We start from the raw sequence: 19,603 nt of genomic DNA, 5'->3' as shown, positions 1-19,603 counted from the left end.
CCTCTGTCGTGAGGGGTACCAAGAAGACAATTTGATCACACGACTGTTAATCACGTTTCTGATGACGACGCGCGCGAGGCCAATCCCAGTCCTTTTGGTTTCGTAAATAAAACGACAGATCCGGCCAGGCCGAGATTTTTCCGCTAGAAAGCCTTGGGAAACGACCCTGACCGCAATAATTCGGGTTGGTCTACCCTGGCAGATGACGATTTCGCATAGTTCAATTTATCGGCCCACGATCGCAGCATAGAACGCCTGCCGACCTTCACGCCAGCCATCCGGCAGAAGCGAACAGCGATCGCGCACTTGCAGCGAACGTTCGAAATTTCGCATGGCCCACACTGGCGCAGGCCGCAGCGAAGCCCGTTCTCCGCCCTTGCTGCTTTCTAGGCGGATGGCTGAGCTGGGCTCAAAGCCTCCGTTCGCTGCAAGCCGCTCCGATGTCTGCTATGCGGGACAAAGCCGCCTGATGCAATTGCAGCATGTGTCGCCGCTGCCGTTCAGCCAGAACGGCGACGGCGTCGCGGCGGTGCAACACAAATTCCCCAAAGCGGTCATCCAATGCGGGCTGATAGGGCGAAACCCTTGGGTGACTGACGGCGCGGACACCTGCCTCTGCGTCGCCGAGGGCGAAGGTCTCGCTAGCATTGCAATTCTGAGGTTAAGAGACTAGGTAACGCTTACAAAGTCGTGGTCTTCTGCGGCATAGGCGCATCGCCTGCCAGAGCGTACTGCAGTCTTCTATCATAAAAATTCAGCTGTCACGTCCCATTGCAAGGATCTTGTGTTTGGGAGGATTGCCGATCTTATCGGGCACAACGGCATCGCCTGTGCGGTAAGTAGATCCATTTCTGGTGTCCGCATACGCCCGCGACTTGCAAGCAGATCTAAACCGCACCTGCCAATTACGCTGCCTTGGACGCAGCCCGTACACAAGATCAGGTTTGTGTAAGACAAGACAAAAATAGTGAGGCGGCGCTTTCTCCGTCAAAGGCACAAAAATGACTTTTCCAGAATGGACGAAACCCGGCATCGACGGTGCTTTGGGTGGCGCGATTGCGGGCTCTATCCTTGGCTTTAATTGGGGTGGCCGGATAACGAGCGGCAATGCCCAAACAATGGCACGGAACTTCGCAACTGATGAAGTAACGTTGGCGATGGTGCCGGTATGCCTGAACATATCAGCGGTCGACCCAGAACGTACGGCCAAACTGGCCATCCTTCAGGGTGTCTCTGGATTTGGTCGCCGGAATGCGATGATGGACACTGTTTGGGCGACCCACCTGGGCTCCGACAAGCCAAACCGCAACCTTGCAGACGCTTGCCTCGCGGGGCTTGGTCTGGATGAATCATAATTCAATAACAAAGCTGAAACTGCCCCAAACAACTTGCGGGACGCGTATGTCGGCAGACACCGGAATTATCTGGGTCCTCTTTGTTGGGTCCATCTTCGCTCTGCTCGTGTTTGCAATGCCTCCATTTGTCCAATCCATACCTGAAAACGCCAACGCAAAGAGCTATGGTGACGGTTGAGAATGCAACAGGAACTCCCAACAAATCAGAGAATTGTGCGTTCTAAATAACTAAACGCATGGAGCGAAAGCTCGGGCTTTAACACTTGGTAGCGACGACAAAGTTGTCTTCTGCGAGACCAGCACAAAGGAAATAACATGAAAACCGAACATCAAACGGCAGATTCCATTTCTCGTCCAGTCAGAGGTGCCCAAGCGCCACCGGTGACCCGTGACACTCCTACACAATCAACATCCTTCACTCAAATTACCTTGCCGCCAACGGCCATTGTCTATTGCGAAGGCAACTTTGCCAAAATTGATGGCAAAACCGCCAACGGCCTTGTGCGTCATTCGGAGGCCTATCGGATCCTCTCTGTCATCGATAGCGACCACATTGGTAAAAACAGTGGATTGGTCCTTGATGACGCGATCAACCACATACCGATCTTTGGAAACCTAGGAGCCGCCGTCGCTCATGAAACCGTCATCCCAAATACATTCATCTATGGGATGGCCCCATCAACGGGAAGGCTTTCGCCTGCTGATCGGGGCGTCGTTCTGGATGCGATTGCACGTGGTATGAACGTCGTCAGTGGCTTGCACGAATATCTGAGCGACGATGCAGAAATTGCCAATGCTGCATCGGAACGAAACGTCACCATCCGCGACATCCGTAAACCCAAGCCAAGCAAGGACATGCGATTATTCGATGGCAGTGTTGCGGGTGTCGATGCGCTGCGCATCGCGGTCCTTGGGACAGATTGCGCCATCGGAAAAAGGACGACCGCGACGGTTTTAGCACGAGCTTTGAACGCAGAGGGCATCAAGACTGTGCTTGTTGGTACAGGCCAGACGGGTTTGATGCAGGGCGCAAAATACGGTGTGGCTATGGACGCCGTACCGCCGCAGTTCTGCTGCGGTGAACTAGAGGCCGCGATTGTTGCGGCCTCAACAGCAGAAAAACCCGATATCATTTTGATCGAAGGCCAAGGTGCGCTCAGCCATCCTGCGTTCTGCACATCCGCCTTTATCCTGCGCGGCAGCAAACCGGATGCCGTCATCCTTCAGCACGCTCCCAAGCGCGCCCATCGCTGCGATTTCCCTAATATGCCGATGCCCACGCCCACGAGCGAGATCGCGTTGATTGAGGCCTTTGCAGACACAAAAGTCATAGGCGTCACGCTCAATCATGAGGGGATGTCCGAAGCTGAGATTACGGACACGATCGCAGCTCAATCACATAAACTCGGACTGCCCGTGACTGACGCGCTCAGCCGACCAGAGGCGTATTTGCTTGCTATTATATTTGCTGCCTATCCCAGCTTGCAGCAAGGAAGACCCGTGGCTGCGATATGAGTAGTCCACGCATCGAAGTCGATCTGAGCAAGATACGTCACAACACGTGGACTATCGTTGTGCGATTGAAGGCGCTTGGCATCGGTGTGACCGGCGTGACCAAAGCGGTGTGTGGGCATCCTGCGATCGCCCGGACCATGCTGGACGGTGGCACTCAGGGTCTTGCAGAGGCGCGTTTGAGCAATGTGCAGAGGTTACGCAAAGCTGGGATAACCTGTCCGGTCACCTTGATACGCACACCAATGCTGAGCCAAGCGGATGACGTCGTCCAAGTCTGCGAGGCAAGCTACAACACTGAGATGACTATAATTATGGCCTTGGCTGCTGCTGCGATCCGACAAAACAAGGTTCACGGCATCATCCTGATGGTCGAGATGGGTGATCGGCGTGAAGGGATCATGCCACAAGACCTTGGCGAAATTACACAGCAAGTCATAAACATGCCCGGTGTGGCGCTGAAAGGCATTGGAACAAATCTTGCATGTCTGAGTGGAATAGCTCCGGATGCAGAAAAAATGCAGACCCTATCTACCATTGTGAATGAAGTTGAGGGGAAATGTGGTATTTTCCTTGAGACAGTATCCGGTGGAAACTCTGCAAATCTGCCTTGGGCCCTTGGAGGATATCCCAATGGCCGGATCAATAATCTTAGGCTTGGAGAAGCAATACTTTTGGGCGTTGATCCGCTCTCTGGAAATAAGATCGGCGGAATGTTTAGCGATGCCTTTACGCTTGTAGCAGAAGTTATTGAAGCAGACGCAAAGTCTGCGAGCCCATCCGTTAGCTTTCCTGATCCCTCCTTGGCAGGACTTCGCATTGTGCCAAAATCAGGGGAAATCACGCGGCTAATTCTTGCCATTGGGCATCAGGACACTGACGTACGTGAGCTTTCAATGCCACCTGGAAATACTTTTATCGGCGCAACAAGTGATCATCTTGTCGTTGGTACTAAACATGCGACGTTCTGCGTTGGCTCGGAAATGCGGTTTCAGATGAACTATGGTGCGTTGATGCGTGCTATGGCCGCCCCGGACATTCAGATAAATCTGCGCCATAACTGGTCCGCGCTATGCGCGCACGACGCCCATAGCCCAAGTAAACATCTGGCGCAGTTTTGAATGATCTTGTTCCTACACACCCAGACGAAACCATAGAGGAGAATGCACGTTGGCTAAGTTAACAAAGACAAGCCTGTTCAAAGCGAAAGGTTCCAAAGCGGAAACGTCAATGGACAAGACAACCCGCATTGTCAGAAAAATGGTCGATGAAGACGCCGAGAAGCGTCGTGTCAAGATGGACCGTCTTCGCAATGCGCGCCTCGAAACGGGAGGCGACACCAACCAAATCCGCGCATCAGCGAAGAGGTGAGCGAAAACCGCTTTAAGGACCCATATCGTGAGCTTCCGAATTCTCAGCGCCGAAATCGTACATGAGACCAACACCTTCAATATCCATCCCACGACAATAAAGTCTTTCCAAGATCGCTACCTTTTGGATGGTGATCAGGCTATCGCGACACGGGGCTCCAAAAACACCGAACTGGCTGGACTGCTGGATACGGGACGCGACCATGGATGGGATATTACGCACGTCATCAGCGCTGCTGCCGGGCCTGGCGGGGTTGTCACGCGAGACGCTTTTGACAGATTGACAGCGCCCTTGATTGCAGCTTCAGCGAGGGATTGGGACGGTGTTTTCCTAATGCTTCACGGTGCGATGGTGACCGATTTCTGCGAGGATGGTGAGGGTGAAATTTTGCGCCGGTTGCGTGCCGTGATTGACCCCGACCTGCCAATTGCCATAACGCTTGACCCGCATGCAAACGTGACGACGGCCATGTGTGATCTCGCGCAAATCCTGGTCTCCTTCACCACCTACCCGCACGTGGACATCCGCTCGACCGGACGCAAGGCGGCTGAACTTTTGCAGCGCACTATGTCAGGGGACATATCTCCCAGAACGCTGCGCGCGCACCGGCCAATGCTGGAAGAAGCCAACGGAGGACGGACAGACCAAGGTCCGATGATTGATCGTCATGCTCTGGCCCGCGCCTATGAAAGCCGCAAAGGCATCCATGCGATTAGTATAAATGGCGGGTTTCCTTGTGCCGATATTGCTGAAGTGGGTCCAACTGTGTTGGTCACTTGCGAAGGGGATATGACAGCCCATTTAAAGATCGCCGAGGCACTGGCCCAAGACATTTGGGACCGGCGTTATGAGACCCTCAACAGTTACTATTCCTGTACTGACGCGGCTACTGTGGCGAAGGCATGGAATGGCGACGGCGGGGCCTTAGTGATTGCGGATTATGCGGACAATCCCGGTTCAGGGGCGTACGGCGATGCAACACATCTGCTGGGCGCTTTGATTGCTACAAAGATTGAAGATGCATGTTTTGGCCCGTTGGTTGACCCTAAGGCAGCAGCGTTCCTCAATATTCAAACCATCGGAGCGGAAGTCACGTTGGATATTGGCGGGCTGACCGCACCTGCGTTTGGCGGTGGACCGCTGCATGTTACGGGCAAGGTCAAATGGATAGGCGACGGTCGCGTGGTCGGGTCTGGTCCGATATTAGGAGGCTTAGAGCGGAACTTTGGTCCAACGGCAGTCTTGGAGGTTGGCGCAGTCGAGATTCTTATAGTCAGCATCGCCCACCAAATGCTGGACCTGAGACAGTTCGAGACCTTCGGGATATATCCGGCCAAGAAATCCATTGTCGCGTTGAAATCCATGCAACACTTTCGCGCAGCTTTCACGGCTGTCGCCGAACGGATCATTGTCTGTGATTGCGGCGCGCTTTGCACGCTAAACTATGCGGCGTTAGGGTATAAAAACGTGCCGCACCCAACCTTTCCGTTGGATTAGGACCCAACTTGCTTGTGCTGTCGTTGATCCAAGTAGAACGCGCGGGTCTTCGCGCTTGGTTGATCTGAACGCGGCCATTGGCGCAGCTAACACGAACAGTCGGTTTGTCCTTGTCCGCAACTCGGTTATAGGCTCTCCAAGTTTCGCTGCGTCCATAACGAGTGTCCGCTTTTGTGGCTGCGTTGCAGTAACGATAGCCTCGCGGATTCTATAGATCTCCGGCGGCCCACGAGACCATATTGCAAAATAATCGGTCATATCCTTGCCAGGATAAAAACTTCGGTGGCAGCCAGTGTTCACTCATGTCCGACGTCCACGCGACCGCGCGCCCCTTGCCGTAGTCACCGGTAACAAGAAGTGGAAGGCCACCCTGATCAGCACTCAGCGAAAGAATGCGCGTTCCCTCCGGCTTCACCACGACTTCGTTTATCCCAAGAAGATAAGGCCAGTCGTCCGGTACGCCGCGCAGGATCGGGTGATCGGCTGCGTCCACAATTGGTGTAGCACCTTCGGGGATCTCCACGCGATCATCGGTCGGCAAGCAGGCAACGGGCAGTGCCGCTTCCACCGGCGTCTTGTGCCATCTCGCGCGCCCGTCAATTCCCTGGAACGAAAGGTAACCGCCGATCATAATCAATCCGCCGCCCTGCGCGGTCCACTCCTGCAACAGCTTAAGTCGATTGGGCACCCGATCCCCGCGCAGCCAGACATCAGGATGCAGCAGAAGCGAGTTGGCACCAATGTCTGACAGGATGATGACATCATATGCACGAAGCGCGTCCAGCGTCGTAGGAAAATCGAGGGGAACATCGTGGGCACGCAGATTGGTTACATCCATTCCGTTCTCGCCAAGGGCTGCGATAAGCCGCTTGGCACCAGTGTGGAACGTCACGCTTCCGAACTGATCGAACCCTTTGTAGTGGGTTGCGGAACTCACCCAACTTTCGCCTACGAGAAGAACCTTCGTCATCCTGTCACTCCAGTACTATTCGCCGCGCCAACGCGCGGCGGGGATTTTCGACCATGAGCATCGTAAGATCCGCATCGGTCAGACCATGGCGTTTCAACCTCGGGAGGACATTGCGCGAGACGTGAGCGTATCCGTTGCCCCCATATTTCGTAAGCAACATTTTTATGAAAACGTCCTGAGACAGCAGAACCTGAGACCCGAAACCGTTCGAAACCAGGGCAGAAATGGCTGCGCAGGTCTGCTCATCGGAGGGGCATTGCACCTGCTGATCATCGTACCAGAGATCCATTCCCATCATGTCATATTCGATAAACGCCCCCCGCCGGGCCAGCGATTGCTGGTAGTCGGGGTCGTCGAAACTCGGGTTCATGTGACACAGGATCGTGCGGTCGAGCGGTTGTCCCAAACCCTCGATTTCGTCTAGAACCTCGTGGGCTAGGCGCTCCCAGCCCGGCAGATGAATCATCAGCGGCAGGCCGGTGCGGGCGGCAGCGTCTGCAGATCCGCGCAGAACCTTGCGTTCAGCGTCCGTGAAATCGGCAGATACCCCGATTTCCCCGATCAGGCCGATCCGGATACCGGTATCTCCGACGCCGCTTTCCGCTTCCGATACGAGTTCTTGGGCAACGTCGTCAGCAGTCATGTTTTGCAGATGAGCAGGATGTGACGATTGCAGATAGTACCCTGCCCCCATGACTATGTTCAGTCCCGTCGCCCTGGAAATCCGAAGCAGCGCCCGAGGATCGCGACCGATCCCGCGGCAGGTCGGGTCCACGACCGTGCGTCCGCCTTCGGCCTTGAAATGCGTCAGTTCTTCAACCGCCACGTCTTCTTCGTCCAAGGCGCAATTATGAAAGTTGGCGAACGGATCCTGCCGCAGCATCCATAACATGTCGGGTGTCACCGGCACATCGCGGATAGGCGAGTCAAAAGCCGGGTCGTGGCCGCGCCACCAGCACGTGCAGTCGTTCAGAATGTGCTCGTGCATCAGGGTCTGACCCAGCGCGTCCAGAGCGACCGGGCCTTGCACGGACATCACTTCAGGCGCGAAATCATGTGTCATGGGGGAACTCGTAAGGTGCGTGATGGAAGATGATCTCAAGCTCGGTGACCCGGGTGAATATCGCTGACAGCTGGTCCAGCTCGGCATCGGACCCGTATCGATCGATTGCGTTCTTGAGCCAAAGTGCCTGCTCTGCGAAATCGTCTTCGGTATGAAGCGCCACCCAGGCCCGAAGGTCAGAGTTCGAGATCGGTAAAGAGATCGCGCGTCTGCACCATGACCAGTACATCCATTCGGCGGCGAACATGGCGGTGACGATATCGAGAAAGGAGCCGTTTGCGGCCAGCTCGGCCATCCCGTCCCGGAAGATGGCGGCCTGCGGGTGCAATTTCGTGTCCCAGCCGACATCCCGAGCGGCGAACTGCGTCTCGAAATATGAGATCTGCACGTTCGCCAAGGCATCCAGAACCCCAATGAGGTGCCGTCGGGACTCGATATCGGGCGCGCGGGCGACGGCCAAGGCAAAGATTGAGATCGCCGTATCCACGAAAGCGCCTTCGTAGGCGAGATATCTGTCGAAGACGTCTGCTGGCACGGCGTCGGCGCAGACGTCCTCGACGAACCTGTGCTCAAGCATAGTGTTAAGGACCGGAGCGCAGCGATCGAGGATCCTGTCGGAAAGCCTCACGTCAGCCATCCAACGCAGGCCTCGCCGCTTCGACAAAGGCACGGACGCGTACGGGATCGACTGGGTTCCACCAGACGCCACCTTCCTTGAGCGAGGAGGCTACGATCACGGCGTCCGCGCGCGACAGGATGGACACGATGTTGTCCGCTGTCACACCCGAGCCAACCAGCACCGGGAGGGAAGTGGCGGATGCGACCTCGTCGATCTCCTCCAGCGTAGCGGTATTGCCGGTACGCTGGCCGGTTGCGATCACAGCGTCCACATCAAAAAACGCAAGATCCCGAGTCAATTCGGCCACGCTGCGGTCGGCAACGATCGCGTGGCTTCCATGTTTCACATGGGCGTCAGCGAAAACGCGGATTTCTTCCGCGCGAAGAAGACTGCGATACCGCATCGCTTCGGCCGCGCGGCCCTCCATGAAACCCTCGTTGGCGACGTATGCATTGGCCCACTGGTTCACGCGGATGAAGGCCGCCTGCGATGCGCGGGCCACCGCAAATGCCGGGATAGGCGCGTTCGCTAGCACGTTGATGCCAAGTTGGACGTCGAAGCGCTGTTTGATCCGGTCCGCGACGACCGACAGAAAGCCGGTGGTCTCGCAGCCGACGTCTTCTGGCTTCGAGAAGGGGACGTCGCCGTGGTTCTCAATCACCAGTCCGTGGATGCCGCCCGAGAGCAGACGCTCAGCATCCCGCAGACACGCGTCATAGATCGCGTCCATGCTCTCTCCGCGATAGCGCGGCGAACCGGGGAACGGAGGGCAGTGGATCATCCCGATCAGGGCCTTTTCGCGTCCGAATATCTCGCGGATGGCATTGCCATCCTTGCCTGAAATCGTCTGCATTATCCTAGACCTTCCGCCGGAACGAGAAATTGGCAGTGAAAATCCGCGTATTCAGCCAGATTGCCACAAGAATGATCGTGCCGGTGACGATCTGCGTGAAAAACGGCGAGATATGCATTAATATCAGTCCGTTACCGATGACCGCGATCGTGAGCGTGCCGAGGACGGTGCCCAGAAGCGATCCGCGACCACCGAAGAGCGACGTGCCGCCCAGAACGACTGCCGCGATGACCTGGAGCTCAAAGCCCACGGCGGCGTTGGATGACCCAGAACCCAGTCGCGCCGCGATCAGAAGACCAGCAATTGCCGAGGCGATGCCCGTAAGCATATAGACCGATGCGATGGTCCACTTTGCTGGCATTCCTACTCGACGCGCAGCTTCGGGGTTGGAACCAACGGCCACCACGCGTCGCCCGTAAAGCTGCCGACTGATAACGATTCCACCGATAGCCGCGATGCTTAGGGCGATCAGTGCGGGGACCGGGATCCCCGCGATAGTGCCACGTCCGAGCCAGAAAAACCCGGGCGCATCCTGGATTGGAATAGAATAACCTTGCGTCATGTAGAGCGCGGCACCACGCAGGATCGAAAGCCCGGCGAGTGTAACGATGAAAGCCGGTATTCCTTGATAGGCCACGAACCAGCCCTGCCCCAAGCCGATCAGCGCTCCCAGCGCCAACATGGCGACAACCACCAGCGGCCAAGGAACGCCCGCAGCCAGTGTTAACGCCGCTGACGCGTTGATGAGTGCGACTTGCGACCCGACACTCAGGTCGATCCCGGCAGTAATAATGACGAAAGTCATGGCAACCGCGACGATCAGGATCGGTGCCGCCTGACGCAAGATATTCAGGAGGTTGCCTGGAGTCAGAAACACGTCCGTCGCAATTGAAAAGAAGAGCACGCACAGCGCGAAGAATGCCGCGATGGACAGAACCTGCGCCTTTTCGGCAAGGAAATCGGCAATGGCCGATCCTGTGCCGCGCTCGGTGTAAGTCACGCTCATATCGCTTCTCCCTTGCCGACGATCAGTTTCACAAGGTCTTCAAGGCCTGTATTCTCGATTTGCCGTTCGGCGACCTTGGTACCCTCGTACATGACGGCGATCTTATCGCAGACCTCGAAGAGGTCCTGCAGGCGGTGGGTAATCAGGATCACCGACACACCGCGTGCCTTTACGCGATTGATCAGGCGCAAAACGGCTTCGACTTCGGCCACGGCCAACGCCGATGTCGGCTCATCCATGATCAGGAGGCGCGGCTCAAAGGATGCGGCGCGAGCGATGGCAATGGCCTGCCGCTGGCCGCCTGAAAGTTGCGCGACCTTGGCCGACAGGTTCGGAATTCGAATGTCTAGGTCGTCCAACATCCCACGCGCACGCTCCTTCATTCGGTTATTGTTTAGGAAGGAGTAGCGCGTCTCCTCACGGCCCAAAAAGAGATTGCCCATGACATCGATATGGTCGCAAAGGCTCAAGTCTTGGAACACCATCTCGATGTGCCGGTCGCGAGCGTCTGCGGGCTTGGTGAAGTGGACGTTTTCGCCATCGACGGCGATCGTACCGCTGTCGGCCACATAAGTGCCCGAGATTATTTTGGTCAGCGTCGACTTACCCGCGGCGTTGTCGCCGATCAAACCGACGCATTCACCAGGCATTACGTCCAGATCGACGCCACGGAGCGCTTCGATCGAGCCAAAAGTCTTGCGGATGCCACGCAGGGAAATGCGCGGCACCGCCTTGTCGCCGGAGAGGACTTGCCCCTCCGGCACTGCGTTCCGTTGAGCTTGAGGCATTACTCGAAGATGCTCCGGAAGTCGTCCACATTATCACTGGTCACGATCGTCACCGGAACCGCAACGTTCGCCTCGGTCGAGCCGCCTTCTGACAGGTTATTAAGGATGTCTATCGCGGTGCTGCCCATCTGCGCCGGATCCTGCTGGATCACTGCCTGTACATAACCAGCGTCGATCCCATTGATTGCCTGCTGGGTCAAATCCCATCCGAAGACCTTGATGCTATCCTGCTTGCCTTGGCTTTCGACCGCGGCAACTGCACCCAGCAATGCGGGCTCGCCGGTTGCATAGATCGCATCTAGGTCCGGATTTGCCGTGATGAGGTTTTCCGCCGCCGACAAGGCAAGATCCTGCACGTTTTGGCCGTCGACCACGACCGCCATCTCGACACCGTCCGCCCCGGAAACTACGTCTACAAAACCGTCCTGCCGGATATTCTGGATGGACGAGTTCAGGGCACCCACGACCCCGACTTTCGCCGAACCGCCCATTTCCGAGTTCATGTACTCGACGAAATAGTTGCCCATCATGGCACCCGCCTCGGCATTGTCGACGCCGACCTGTGCCGCATGAGGCCCCTCGGGCAAGACCGCGTCGATGGCGACGACCGGGATGCCGGCATCTACGGCCTGCTGGACCGCCGGCATGATCCCGTTCACGTCGATCGCCACGACGGCAATCCCATCGACGCCCTGCTGGATGTAGGTCTCGATCGCGCTGTTCTGTTCGGCGGGATCGTTATTGGCGTTGAAGATCACCAGTTCATCACCAAGCTCGTCCGCCTTGGCCTGCGCGCCTTCGTTCATCTGGTTAAAGAAGAGCGCCTGCTGGTTGATCTGAACCAACGCGAAAGTCTCGGCGTAAGCTGCCGGGGCAGCGAAACCGATTAGGGCTGATGCCGCCAAAAGCGAGTTTCTTAGAGTGCGTGTCATTGTCGTATCTCCATGTTGAAAGGTAATGTTTTCTTATTGGCCGATGTCGCTGACCGATTCTCGTTCGGTCAGATGAACCGGCAGTCGTTCCGTCTTCTGAAGGAACCCGGGCTCGTTCCACCCGTCGCTCAGAAGGAGCTCGATTGCGCGATGACCCAACTGATCGACTGGTTGGGTTATAGCGGTGATGGCAGGAGCGAAGAGGTGGAGCGATCTTACGTCATCGAAGCTGATGATCGAAACGTCCTGCGGCACCCGCACGCCCTTGTCGCGGAAAACTTCGAGGATGCCGATGCAGAGTTCGTCGGACCCAGCGAACAAGGCCGTCTCGCCCATCCGCTCGGACAGAAACTTCAGCGCAAGGTCGCGGCCCGACGCCTTCGCATACGCGTCCGCATAGATGCATTTTGGCTCGATGCCCTTCATGCCCTCGCGCAGACCATCGAGGCGCGCCGCAGTGCTACCAAGGTCGCTTCGCCCGCCGATGTAAGCGACGTTTCGATGACCCATGCGCCACAGATGCTGCCCCGCAATTACCCCTCCGCGGCGATTGTCGCACAGCAGTCGCGGCACATCCGCTCCCCGCACCTCCTCATCCACGATCACCGCCCTGGCGAAGCGGTTGACCCGCTCGATCACGTCTTGCGTTGGCGTATGGTTCGTCACGAAGACAAGCCCGTCCACCATGTTGCGGGACGCAAGGTCGATGGCGGCCCGTTCCCTGTCCCCCCGATTCATGGTCGCGTGCAGAGACACCATCTTCCCCATCGCCTCCGCGCTGAACTCAATGGCAGCAGCAAGTCGCGAAAAGAACGGATTGGCGATATCCGGCAGGACTAGGGCGATGCTATCAGATCGCCCAAGGCTCAGACGGCGGGCATGCGGGTTCGGATGATAGTCTAGATCGGTGACGGCTTTATCGACTCTCCCGCGCGTACCCTCAGGAAGGTCCAGCGTCCCATTCAGATATCGAGACACGGTCGCAACCGAAACATCGGCACGTCGGGCGACGTCTTTCAAACTGTGCCGGGCCTTGGTCATCACAGTCTTCCATTGCGAAGTAAACTGGTTTAGTAAAGGCATTAACAAACTGATGACGGGACAAGTCAATCACCAAGTCGAAATTTCTGACTCCATGACGTCGGATGGTGAAAATTCGTGCATGAGCATCGCAAACGGAGGACGACAGGGCATGCGGGCATTCGTGGTTGGAAACATCGCGCTGGATGAAACCTTCGCCGTCGATGCCTTGCCCAAGGAGGGAGAATCGATATTTGGCACGCGCCGCTCGAGCGACCTAGGTGGCAAAGGGGCCAATCAGGCGGTCATGCTGGCGCGCTGCGGAACATCTGTCACTCTGATCGCCGGTGTCGGTGACGATGCGGCGGCAGACCGAGTGCGCCAGATGCTCGACTGCGAACCACTGAGTGCTGCTCTCCGTACTTGCCCGAATACCGCCACCGACATGTCGGTCATCCTTTCGGACAGATCGGGGGCGAACGTCGTCGTGACAACGACGGACTGCGCCAAGGCGATGGATTCCAATGCCGCGTGTCGGGCTCTGGATGACGCTTCCCAAGGCGACCTGCTAGTCCTTCAGGGCAATCTGACCGTGACTGCAAATGAAGCCCTGATGGATGCCGCTCATCACCGCAACATGCACGTCGCCTTCAATCCCTCCCCTGTCGACCCGGGCTTGAAGCCACTTCTGGCTAAAGTGAATACGCTTTTCCTGAATGACGGAGAAGCAATGGTTCTGACAGGACACTTCGGACGGGCGGCGGTCATCGAGTTGCTAGAACTCGGGATTGAAACTGTCGTTTTGACCTTGGGGGAATCGGGAGCGTTTCTGGGGCAAGCCAACCAAGTCACACACGTGCCAGCTGGCAAGGCCGCTGTATTGGACACAACCGGCGCAGGAGATTCCTATCAAGGGGTCGCATTGGCTTCCGCAATGCGGAACGCGCGTCGTGTCAGTGATGACGACCTGCGGCTTGCCGCGGATGCGGCTGCGTTGACCGTGTCTCGCTTCGGATCGGTATCCGCCATGCCAAGTATCCCAGAAATACGCGAGCTCCTCTCTGCACATGAAAAAGGCGGCCCCCAAACTCAGTAAGTCCGAGGTGTCGGTCTTGCCTTGACGACCGCAAGCTTTCGCAGGCGCATGATGTTAGCTTCACGCTCAGCGTTGCTTCAGCCGTCCTTGTTCGCGAGCGGCCTTGGAGAACTCTATTCAATTTCCGTTTTGCGCACGGAAAGGCTCTCCCTCCGGTCCTCTGACCGGGCGGAAATCTGTCGACCCCTCCCCCTGCCCTGAAAAACAGAGAAAAACGGTGCGGCCTGGGGTCAGCGGTTGGCGGGGTGGCGCGGGTCGAGGGGCCACCCGTCGGGGCCGCGCTCCTGCGAAAAGCCGTGGAGCTCCTCGCGTTGCCTGTTTCGATCGTGGTCGTCGGGGCAAAGCGTTTGCAGGTTGTCCGGGTCGAAGAACAGGGCCTCGTCGCCCTTGTGCGGAACGATGTGATCGGCGGCGACATGGCGGCGTCGGCGGCTGGCCTGCGGTGCACCCGACGCGGTCAGGGACCCGTCATTCGCGAACCCGCGTTTCAGACAATACTTGCATAGCGGCTCCCGGGCCTTCTGGGCGCGGGCGAGATCCGTACACGCGCGGCGCTTGTAAAGGTGACGCCACGGGCGCGGGTCCTGTTGCATCGGACCTCCGGAGGAGAGGGGGGCGTCGCGGGGGCGGGCAGGCCGGGGGATCTGTTGACATGCCGATCGGTGATCGGCTGGCCCGCTGCCCCACTCTGCGACGTTGAAACAGGGGATAGGCGGGGCCGACATCAACAGTCAAGGAAAGCGGCCCCTAACGACATTAGTGCTGACGCCGCAGGCCGAACCCGAGGGCGTCGGCGAGGCCGTCGAGCATCTCGTCGAAGGCCCCGCAGAGCACCTTGGCGTGCTTGGAATGGGGGGACCAACCGGCGCGGGTCAGGATCTCCGCCATATCGAGGCCCTCGATCACGACGCCGTCGAGGAGGGCGGTCGCGGTGATCGTACGGGCCTTGCCCCGGCGGGCCTCAAGGATCGGACGGGCAGGCCCGAGGACATGGGCCCGGGTGGCGCGCGACCAGCGCCAGCGATTGACCGTGCCACGAGCAAGGCGGACGGTCGCGGCGGCGAGAAGGCGCGTCGCGGCCCCGCCGTCGGGGGCGGTCCCGGCATCGGTGGTCGAGGCGGTCGAGGCCTCGAACCCGGAGCCGCGCACCGCGCCGAGCCGCTCGAGGGCGGAAGCATAGGCCAGCACGGCGAGACGCCGCCCGTCATGGCGGGGCAGGCGCGACAGGATCTTAGGCTCGCGCCGGACGGCGGTCCGGGCCCCGGGGGCGGTCACGCGCGCCCCGGCGGGCGGACGCGCACCCGAGATTGCCTCCTCGGCGGTCAGGCGGCGGGGGCGGTCGAAGATCTCGACCAGATCGACCGGGCTCGCGATCAGGCTCGGCGCGGGGCGCTCGCCTGGGGCGCGGCCTCGACCTTGCCGCAGGGCGGCGGCGTTGGCGATGATATCGCGGGACAGGTCGGCGACGAGCGCCCCCGGCGTGCAATAGGCTTTCATTTCAACCTCCTAAGCGGTGACAGGCTTAGGATATCCGGCAAGAGGGGGGAGGTCTCGACAGGATCGCGGGATCGACGGGATCGACACGGGACCGAGAATTTCGGGCCCCGTCGCCCGGATCACCTCCCAAGCCCCTCTTTTATATAACCTTTTTTATTTCTACGGGATTAACGGGACTGACGGGAAGTAATTGGAGGGGACACATATGGGAAAAACATGGATCACCACGACACCCCGCTCCCCGTATGTAGGGCCAACCCTCCGGCTCGGGTCCCGTCGATCCCGTCGGCCCCTCTTTTCATTGAATTGAAACGATAATTCACGGGCGCAACGGTTTTTTTTCGGTCCCGTATCGCCCCCGTCGATCCCGTCACGGGACCGAAACCCGGCGCAGGCGCAGGGTCTCGATGCGCGATCTTTGGGCTTGGACCTCTTTGGCATGGGTTTCGATCAGGCTTAAAGCAGCGTCTGGCTGTTTGCGTAGCGCAGACAGAAAGGTGGCGCGGGGCATGATCGCTATTTCGGAATTCATGCGTGCAATCGCATCGCAATGATAGGTAGTGGCGAACAAAGACGCCTCGGCGAGCGCCATTCCGGCTGTGGCAACGTTGAGCGTAAGTGCTGTTCCATCAGTAAGTGGACGCTCAAGTTCGACTATGCCGGATCGAACAAGAAACATCGAATGAACGCGATCCCCCCTGCGAAAGAGAACGGCCCCCTGCTCGAAGGTCTTCATCAGCGCGTCATCAAATATTTTCCGCCAGTCTGACATGATATAAATCATACGTTATGACCGCAGTGTCCGATAGGGTGTACTTGATAAATGTGAGGACACAGAATGAGAACGAAGCTGATTTTGATCGTGACGGCGCTGCTTGGTGGAACGGCTTTCGCGGCGGCCCAGACAGCGCACTCCGGCCATGGCGACGGCATGGATCACGCAACACATTCTCAAGGCCAGCCGCTCCAAAACACAATCCTCACCGAACCGGGACAAGGAGCTTTCGCCGCCCTGTCTGAAGTCGTGCGCGTGCTGGAAGCCGATCCTGACACAGACTGGGGCCAAGTCGATCTGGCTGGCCTACGGGCACACCTGGTCGACATGGACCGCTTGGTCTCGGACACGATTGTGGAGGAGACAGAACTGCCAGACGGCCTTTCCACGATGGCAACGGGAGATGCCGACACGCTCGCCACTATCCGCCGCATGGTGCCTGCACACGCTGCCCAGCTCGCGCAGGACCACGGTTGGACTGTCGAGGCAGTCGATGCGGAAAACGGAGTGGAGCTTCGAGTAACGAGTGGCGACCCGTCCGTGGTGGCCCGAATAAGGGGGCTGGGGTTTTTCGGACTCATGGCAAGCCAAGACCATCACCGCGAACATCATATGATGATGGCGCGCGGAGAAAACGCCCACGCCCACTAACGCGATGCGACACGTTCGGCCCAAAGTCGCGCTCCATTTTGTAGCACAAGGGATAGGACGTCTATGACAAGCTGACGTTCGCCTCGTTGAGTTGGACGGCAGCTTCGTCGCGCATAGCGGTCCTTGGAGCACAACGTGGGCAGGGTCCGCTACCGGCCCCCATACCAGACCTTCGTGCTCGGCGCAGCAAACGGCTGTTCTGAGCCCATCCCGTCCAATACTGCATTTAAGACGAATGTCCGCTTCGGTGAGAGTGCCGCAACTGTGTGAAGGCGTGGAAGCGGAAAGTTGGCAGATTTGTCTCCATGCGGTAGACTGTTCGTAACCAATGGGAGGGTTTGGATCAATGACTGACGAAATCACTCATGGCGGATCAGGCAAGGCCGCAATCGCTGACGAGCCCGCACGCCGGACGTTCCTGAAGACGACCGGCCTCACAGCGCTCGGAGCCTATGTTGGCATGAACATCCCTTTTGAGGGTAATCTCATGGCGCTCGCCCAAGGGATGAGCGAGGAGGACATCATGTCCGGTAAGGACGGCCTTGTCCTTCTGAACGACCGCCCGCTCAATGCGGAGACACCGGCGCACCTGCTGGACGCCGACGTGACCCCATACCAGCACTTTTTTATCCGCAACAACGGGTTTGTCCCGGACAGCGCACTAGACATGGACGCCGAAGGCTGGACCCTGACGATCGACGGTGAAGTTGACACCCCGATGGAACTGAGCATCGACGAGCTCAAGTCGCGCTTCGAGGAGGTGACCTTGCGCCTCGTGCTCGAATGTGGCGGCAACGGTCGGGCGTTCTTCAATCCTGGTGCATCCGGCAACCAATGGACCACCGGTGCGGTGGGCTGCGCCGACTGGACCGGCGTGCGGCTGAGCGACGTCCTGAACGCCGCCGGTATCAAGCCGAGCGCCGTTTACACCGCCCATCACAGCGACGACCCGCATTTGTCGGGCGAACCTGACAAGGAGGTGATCTCGCGCGGGGTACCGATCGAGAAGGCCTTGGCCGAGGGCAGCATCATCGCTTGGGCGATGAACGGAGGGCCAATTCCCGCGGTGCACGGCTTCCCCCTGCGCCTGATAGTACCAGGCTATCCTGGATCGGCGTCGCAAAAGTATATCAACCGCATTCAGATCCGCGACCAAGAGCACGACGGCGCAAAAATGACCGGCTATTCATACCGGGTGCCTGCCTATCCCGTCGCCCCCGGCACCGAGGTTCCAGAAGAGGACATGGTCGTCCTGACCGAAATGCCGGTTAAGTCGCTGATCACATTCCCGCAATCGGGCGCGCAGGCGGCCGCCGGGGAAGCAACCGAGGTCCGCGGCCACGCTTGGTCGGGCAGCGGCGACATCGCCTCGGTCGAGGTCTCCATCGACTTCGGAGCGACGTGGACCCCGGCCGCACTAGACGCATCAGTGAATAAGTTCGCCTGGCAGAGGTTCCGCGCCGACGTGACCCTGCCGCAGGTCGGCTATTACGAGATCTGGGCGCGTGCGACCGACCTGAACGGCGTGTCACAACCTCCTGTTGTGCCCGGCTGGAACCCGCGTGGCTACGGCAACAACATGCAGCACCGTATCGCCATGATCGCTACATGATTGACCGCAAGAATGTGAAGATGAACAAAACGTTGACCAGCATCGGGGCCGCGCTGTGCGTGTCGCTGGTGCTGGCGGCGTCTGGCGCGACCGCGCAGCAAGTCTACGACCCGATGCGGCCAGCGGCGAACCCGCTTGCGCCGCTGGCGGCAGGTCCGACAGTGCAGGGACCGCAGGCGGAACTCGATCCCGAACTGGGAAACCTTCCGATCGGGCCGGGGGCAGAGGACACGTATTACCAGTGCGTCGCCTGTCACTCGACGGCGATTATCCGACAGCAGCGTCTTACCGACGACCGCTGGGACTATCTTTGGACGTGGATGATCAAGGAGCAGGGCATGCAGGAGCCCGAGCCCGAAATCGCGGAGCAGATCCTCACCTATCTCAAGACACACTTCTCGTCTGAGCGCTAGGCTGCGGCCGGGCGGGGTACCCGCCGCACCTTCCACCCGAAGAACACGGCGAACAATGGCAGATACCATGAGCGTCGTTCATATACTTTTCAGATGGGTGATGATGGGCAAGAACAAGCGGACTTCCAAGACGTTTCGGCGAACCGCAGCTTTGTCCGCAGAGCAGTCATTGGTCATGCACGCAGCGAAAGACTGGTTTGAATTTCAGTCATTCGTCCTGTGTCGAGCTTCCGCTCTCGGGAAACAAGGTATTCCTGCCAGAGGTCCGGGATCCTGACCTCTGGGCAATTCCTGATTGAACGCGTCTGCCGCGAAAAGAGCCCAGTCGTCGCAGCGATGCGCAATGGCGTCCATACGTGGGTTAAGCTGCTCATCAGGATCTGCCGTACCGAAGCTGCGGTCGGTGTTCGCGCTTAATGGCATGGAAAGATCGTGGTGGCCGGCTCCCGATATACGGGGCTCGGAGTAGGTGGGCTTACCCCCTTATCGCATAGGGCCACGCGGAGCTCGTTGTCTGCCTCAAGTCATGAGCGGTCTTCGAGTGCGGCTGACAGCTCCGGCACAAACTGCGGC

Annotated in this window: 20 protein-coding genes; 9 read left to right on the top strand and 11 right to left on the bottom strand. The window is 58.4% G+C overall.

Annotated features, from left to right (window positions below; all coding sequences use genetic code 11):
• The first annotated feature begins 1,001 nt into the window (after nt 1-1,001).
• The 5 genes from BLV27_RS17275 to BLV27_RS17260 all read left to right on the top strand — a co-directional run bounded on the left by BLV27_RS17275 (nt 1,002) and on the right by BLV27_RS17260 (nt 5,735).
• The gene (locus BLV27_RS17275; protein ID WP_092647745.1) at nt 1,002-1,355 is read left to right on the top strand and encodes a hypothetical protein; all 354 of its coding nucleotides are present in this window, start codon (nt 1,002-1,004) and stop codon (nt 1,353-1,355) included.
• A 315-nt stretch (nt 1,356-1,670) separates the two neighbouring features.
• On the top strand, nt 1,671-2,870 hold the full coding sequence (locus BLV27_RS17270; RefSeq protein ID WP_092647744.1) for an N-acetyltransferase DgcN family protein: 1,200 nt from the start codon (nt 1,671-1,673) through the stop codon (nt 2,868-2,870).
• A complete protein-coding gene (locus BLV27_RS17265; RefSeq protein WP_092647743.1) occupies nt 2,867-3,988 on the top strand; it encodes an alanine/ornithine racemase family PLP-dependent enzyme in 1,122 nt (373 codons plus the stop codon). Before BLV27_RS17270 ends, BLV27_RS17265 begins: the two co-directional genes overlap by 4 nt.
• Before the next feature lie 109 nt (nt 3,989-4,097).
• A complete protein-coding gene (locus tag BLV27_RS19475) occupies nt 4,098-4,238 on the top strand; it encodes a hypothetical protein (protein ID WP_170831502.1) in 141 nt (46 codons plus the stop codon).
• 27 nt (nt 4,239-4,265) lie between these two features.
• Nucleotides 4,266-5,735 (top strand): M81 family metallopeptidase, encoded by a 1,470-nt coding sequence (locus tag BLV27_RS17260; protein ID WP_092647742.1) that lies wholly within the window; start codon nt 4,266-4,268, stop codon nt 5,733-5,735.
• A 208-nt stretch (nt 5,736-5,943) separates the two neighbouring features.
• On the opposite strand, the gene BLV27_RS17255 is transcribed toward BLV27_RS17260, so the two are convergent.
• From BLV27_RS17255 to BLV27_RS17220, 8 genes are read right to left on the bottom strand one after another with little or no spacing between them, the layout of a single operon-like run.
• Entirely contained in the window at nt 5,944-6,705 is a 762-nt protein-coding gene (locus BLV27_RS17255) for a glutamine amidotransferase (RefSeq protein ID WP_092647741.1), read from the bottom strand.
• Between the two features lie 4 nt (nt 6,706-6,709).
• A complete protein-coding gene (locus BLV27_RS17250) occupies nt 6,710-7,768 on the bottom strand; it encodes a phosphotriesterase family protein (protein ID WP_211605536.1) in 1,059 nt (352 codons plus the stop codon).
• The gene (locus BLV27_RS17245) at nt 7,758-8,405 is read right to left on the bottom strand and encodes a TenA family protein (RefSeq protein ID WP_092647740.1); all 648 of its coding nucleotides are present in this window, start codon (nt 8,403-8,405) and stop codon (nt 7,758-7,760) included. Before BLV27_RS17245 ends, BLV27_RS17250 begins: the two co-directional genes overlap by 11 nt.
• Nucleotides 8,398-9,240: a BtpA/SgcQ family protein gene (locus BLV27_RS17240; protein WP_092647739.1), complete on the bottom strand. Its 843-nt coding sequence runs from the start codon at nt 9,238-9,240 to the stop codon at nt 8,398-8,400. The genes BLV27_RS17245 and BLV27_RS17240 overlap by 8 nt, the downstream gene beginning before the upstream one ends.
• Nucleotides 9,241-9,244: 4 nt before the next feature.
• Nucleotides 9,245-10,246 carry an ABC transporter permease gene (locus tag BLV27_RS17235; RefSeq protein ID WP_092647738.1) on the bottom strand — a complete coding sequence of 334 codons (1,002 nt, stop codon included), beginning with the start codon at nt 10,244-10,246 and terminating at the stop codon, nt 9,245-9,247.
• The gene (locus tag BLV27_RS17230) at nt 10,243-11,034 is read right to left on the bottom strand and encodes an ATP-binding cassette domain-containing protein (protein ID WP_092647737.1); all 792 of its coding nucleotides are present in this window, start codon (nt 11,032-11,034) and stop codon (nt 10,243-10,245) included. The genes BLV27_RS17235 and BLV27_RS17230 overlap by 4 nt, the downstream gene beginning before the upstream one ends.
• On the bottom strand, nt 11,034-11,966 hold the full coding sequence (locus BLV27_RS17225; RefSeq protein ID WP_092647736.1) for an ABC transporter substrate-binding protein: 933 nt from the start codon (nt 11,964-11,966) through the stop codon (nt 11,034-11,036). Before BLV27_RS17225 ends, BLV27_RS17230 begins: the two co-directional genes overlap by 1 nt.
• Before the next feature lie 33 nt (nt 11,967-11,999).
• Nucleotides 12,000-13,007: a LacI family DNA-binding transcriptional regulator gene (locus tag BLV27_RS17220; RefSeq protein WP_092647735.1), complete on the bottom strand. Its 1,008-nt coding sequence runs from the start codon at nt 13,005-13,007 to the stop codon at nt 12,000-12,002.
• On the opposite strand from BLV27_RS17220, the gene BLV27_RS17215 reads away from it, so the two are divergent.
• On the top strand, nt 13,000-14,082 hold the full coding sequence (locus tag BLV27_RS17215; protein ID WP_139176730.1) for a PfkB family carbohydrate kinase: 1,083 nt from the start codon (nt 13,000-13,002) through the stop codon (nt 14,080-14,082). The genes BLV27_RS17220 and BLV27_RS17215 overlap by 8 nt on opposite strands.
• Nucleotides 14,083-14,312: 230 nt before the next feature.
• Here the strand turns inward: BLV27_RS17215 and BLV27_RS17210 are convergent, their stop codons facing one another.
• The 3 genes from BLV27_RS17210 to BLV27_RS17200 all read right to left on the bottom strand — a co-directional run bounded on the left by BLV27_RS17210 (nt 14,313) and on the right by BLV27_RS17200 (nt 16,315).
• Nucleotides 14,313-14,675, bottom strand: coding sequence for an HNH endonuclease signature motif containing protein (locus BLV27_RS17210; RefSeq protein WP_092647733.1), 363 nt, complete (start codon nt 14,673-14,675; stop codon nt 14,313-14,315).
• A 163-nt stretch (nt 14,676-14,838) separates the two neighbouring features.
• Nucleotides 14,839-15,579, bottom strand: coding sequence for a hypothetical protein (locus BLV27_RS17205; RefSeq protein WP_092647732.1), 741 nt, complete (start codon nt 15,577-15,579; stop codon nt 14,839-14,841).
• Nucleotides 15,580-15,949: 370 nt separating this feature from the next.
• On the bottom strand, nt 15,950-16,315 hold the full coding sequence (locus BLV27_RS17200; RefSeq protein WP_280140323.1) for a Crp/Fnr family transcriptional regulator: 366 nt from the start codon (nt 16,313-16,315) through the stop codon (nt 15,950-15,952).
• Nucleotides 16,316-16,417: 102 nt separating this feature from the next.
• Here BLV27_RS17200 and BLV27_RS17195 point away from each other — a divergent pair, with 102 nt between their 5' ends.
• The 3 genes from BLV27_RS17195 to BLV27_RS17185 all read left to right on the top strand — a co-directional run bounded on the left by BLV27_RS17195 (nt 16,418) and on the right by BLV27_RS17185 (nt 19,030).
• Nucleotides 16,418-17,005, top strand: a complete 588-nt coding sequence (locus tag BLV27_RS17195; RefSeq protein WP_092647730.1) for a hypothetical protein — start codon at nt 16,418-16,420, stop codon at nt 17,003-17,005.
• Between the two features lie 346 nt (nt 17,006-17,351).
• Nucleotides 17,352-18,617, top strand: a complete 1,266-nt coding sequence (locus tag BLV27_RS17190; RefSeq protein WP_092647729.1) for a sulfite oxidase — start codon at nt 17,352-17,354, stop codon at nt 18,615-18,617.
• A gap of 20 nt (nt 18,618-18,637) precedes the next feature.
• Nucleotides 18,638-19,030, top strand: coding sequence for a cytochrome C-552 (locus BLV27_RS17185; protein ID WP_092647758.1), 393 nt, complete (start codon nt 18,638-18,640; stop codon nt 19,028-19,030).
• The last annotated feature ends 573 nt before the right edge of the window (nt 19,031-19,603 follow it).

Origin of the sequence: Jannaschia faecimaris (genome assembly GCF_900107415.1) — a bacterium.
GTDB lineage: Bacteria > Pseudomonadota > Alphaproteobacteria > Rhodobacterales > Rhodobacteraceae > Jannaschia > Jannaschia faecimaris.
Note: the sequence above shows the minus strand (reverse complement) of the source record. Positions and strands in the feature narration are given on the sequence as shown.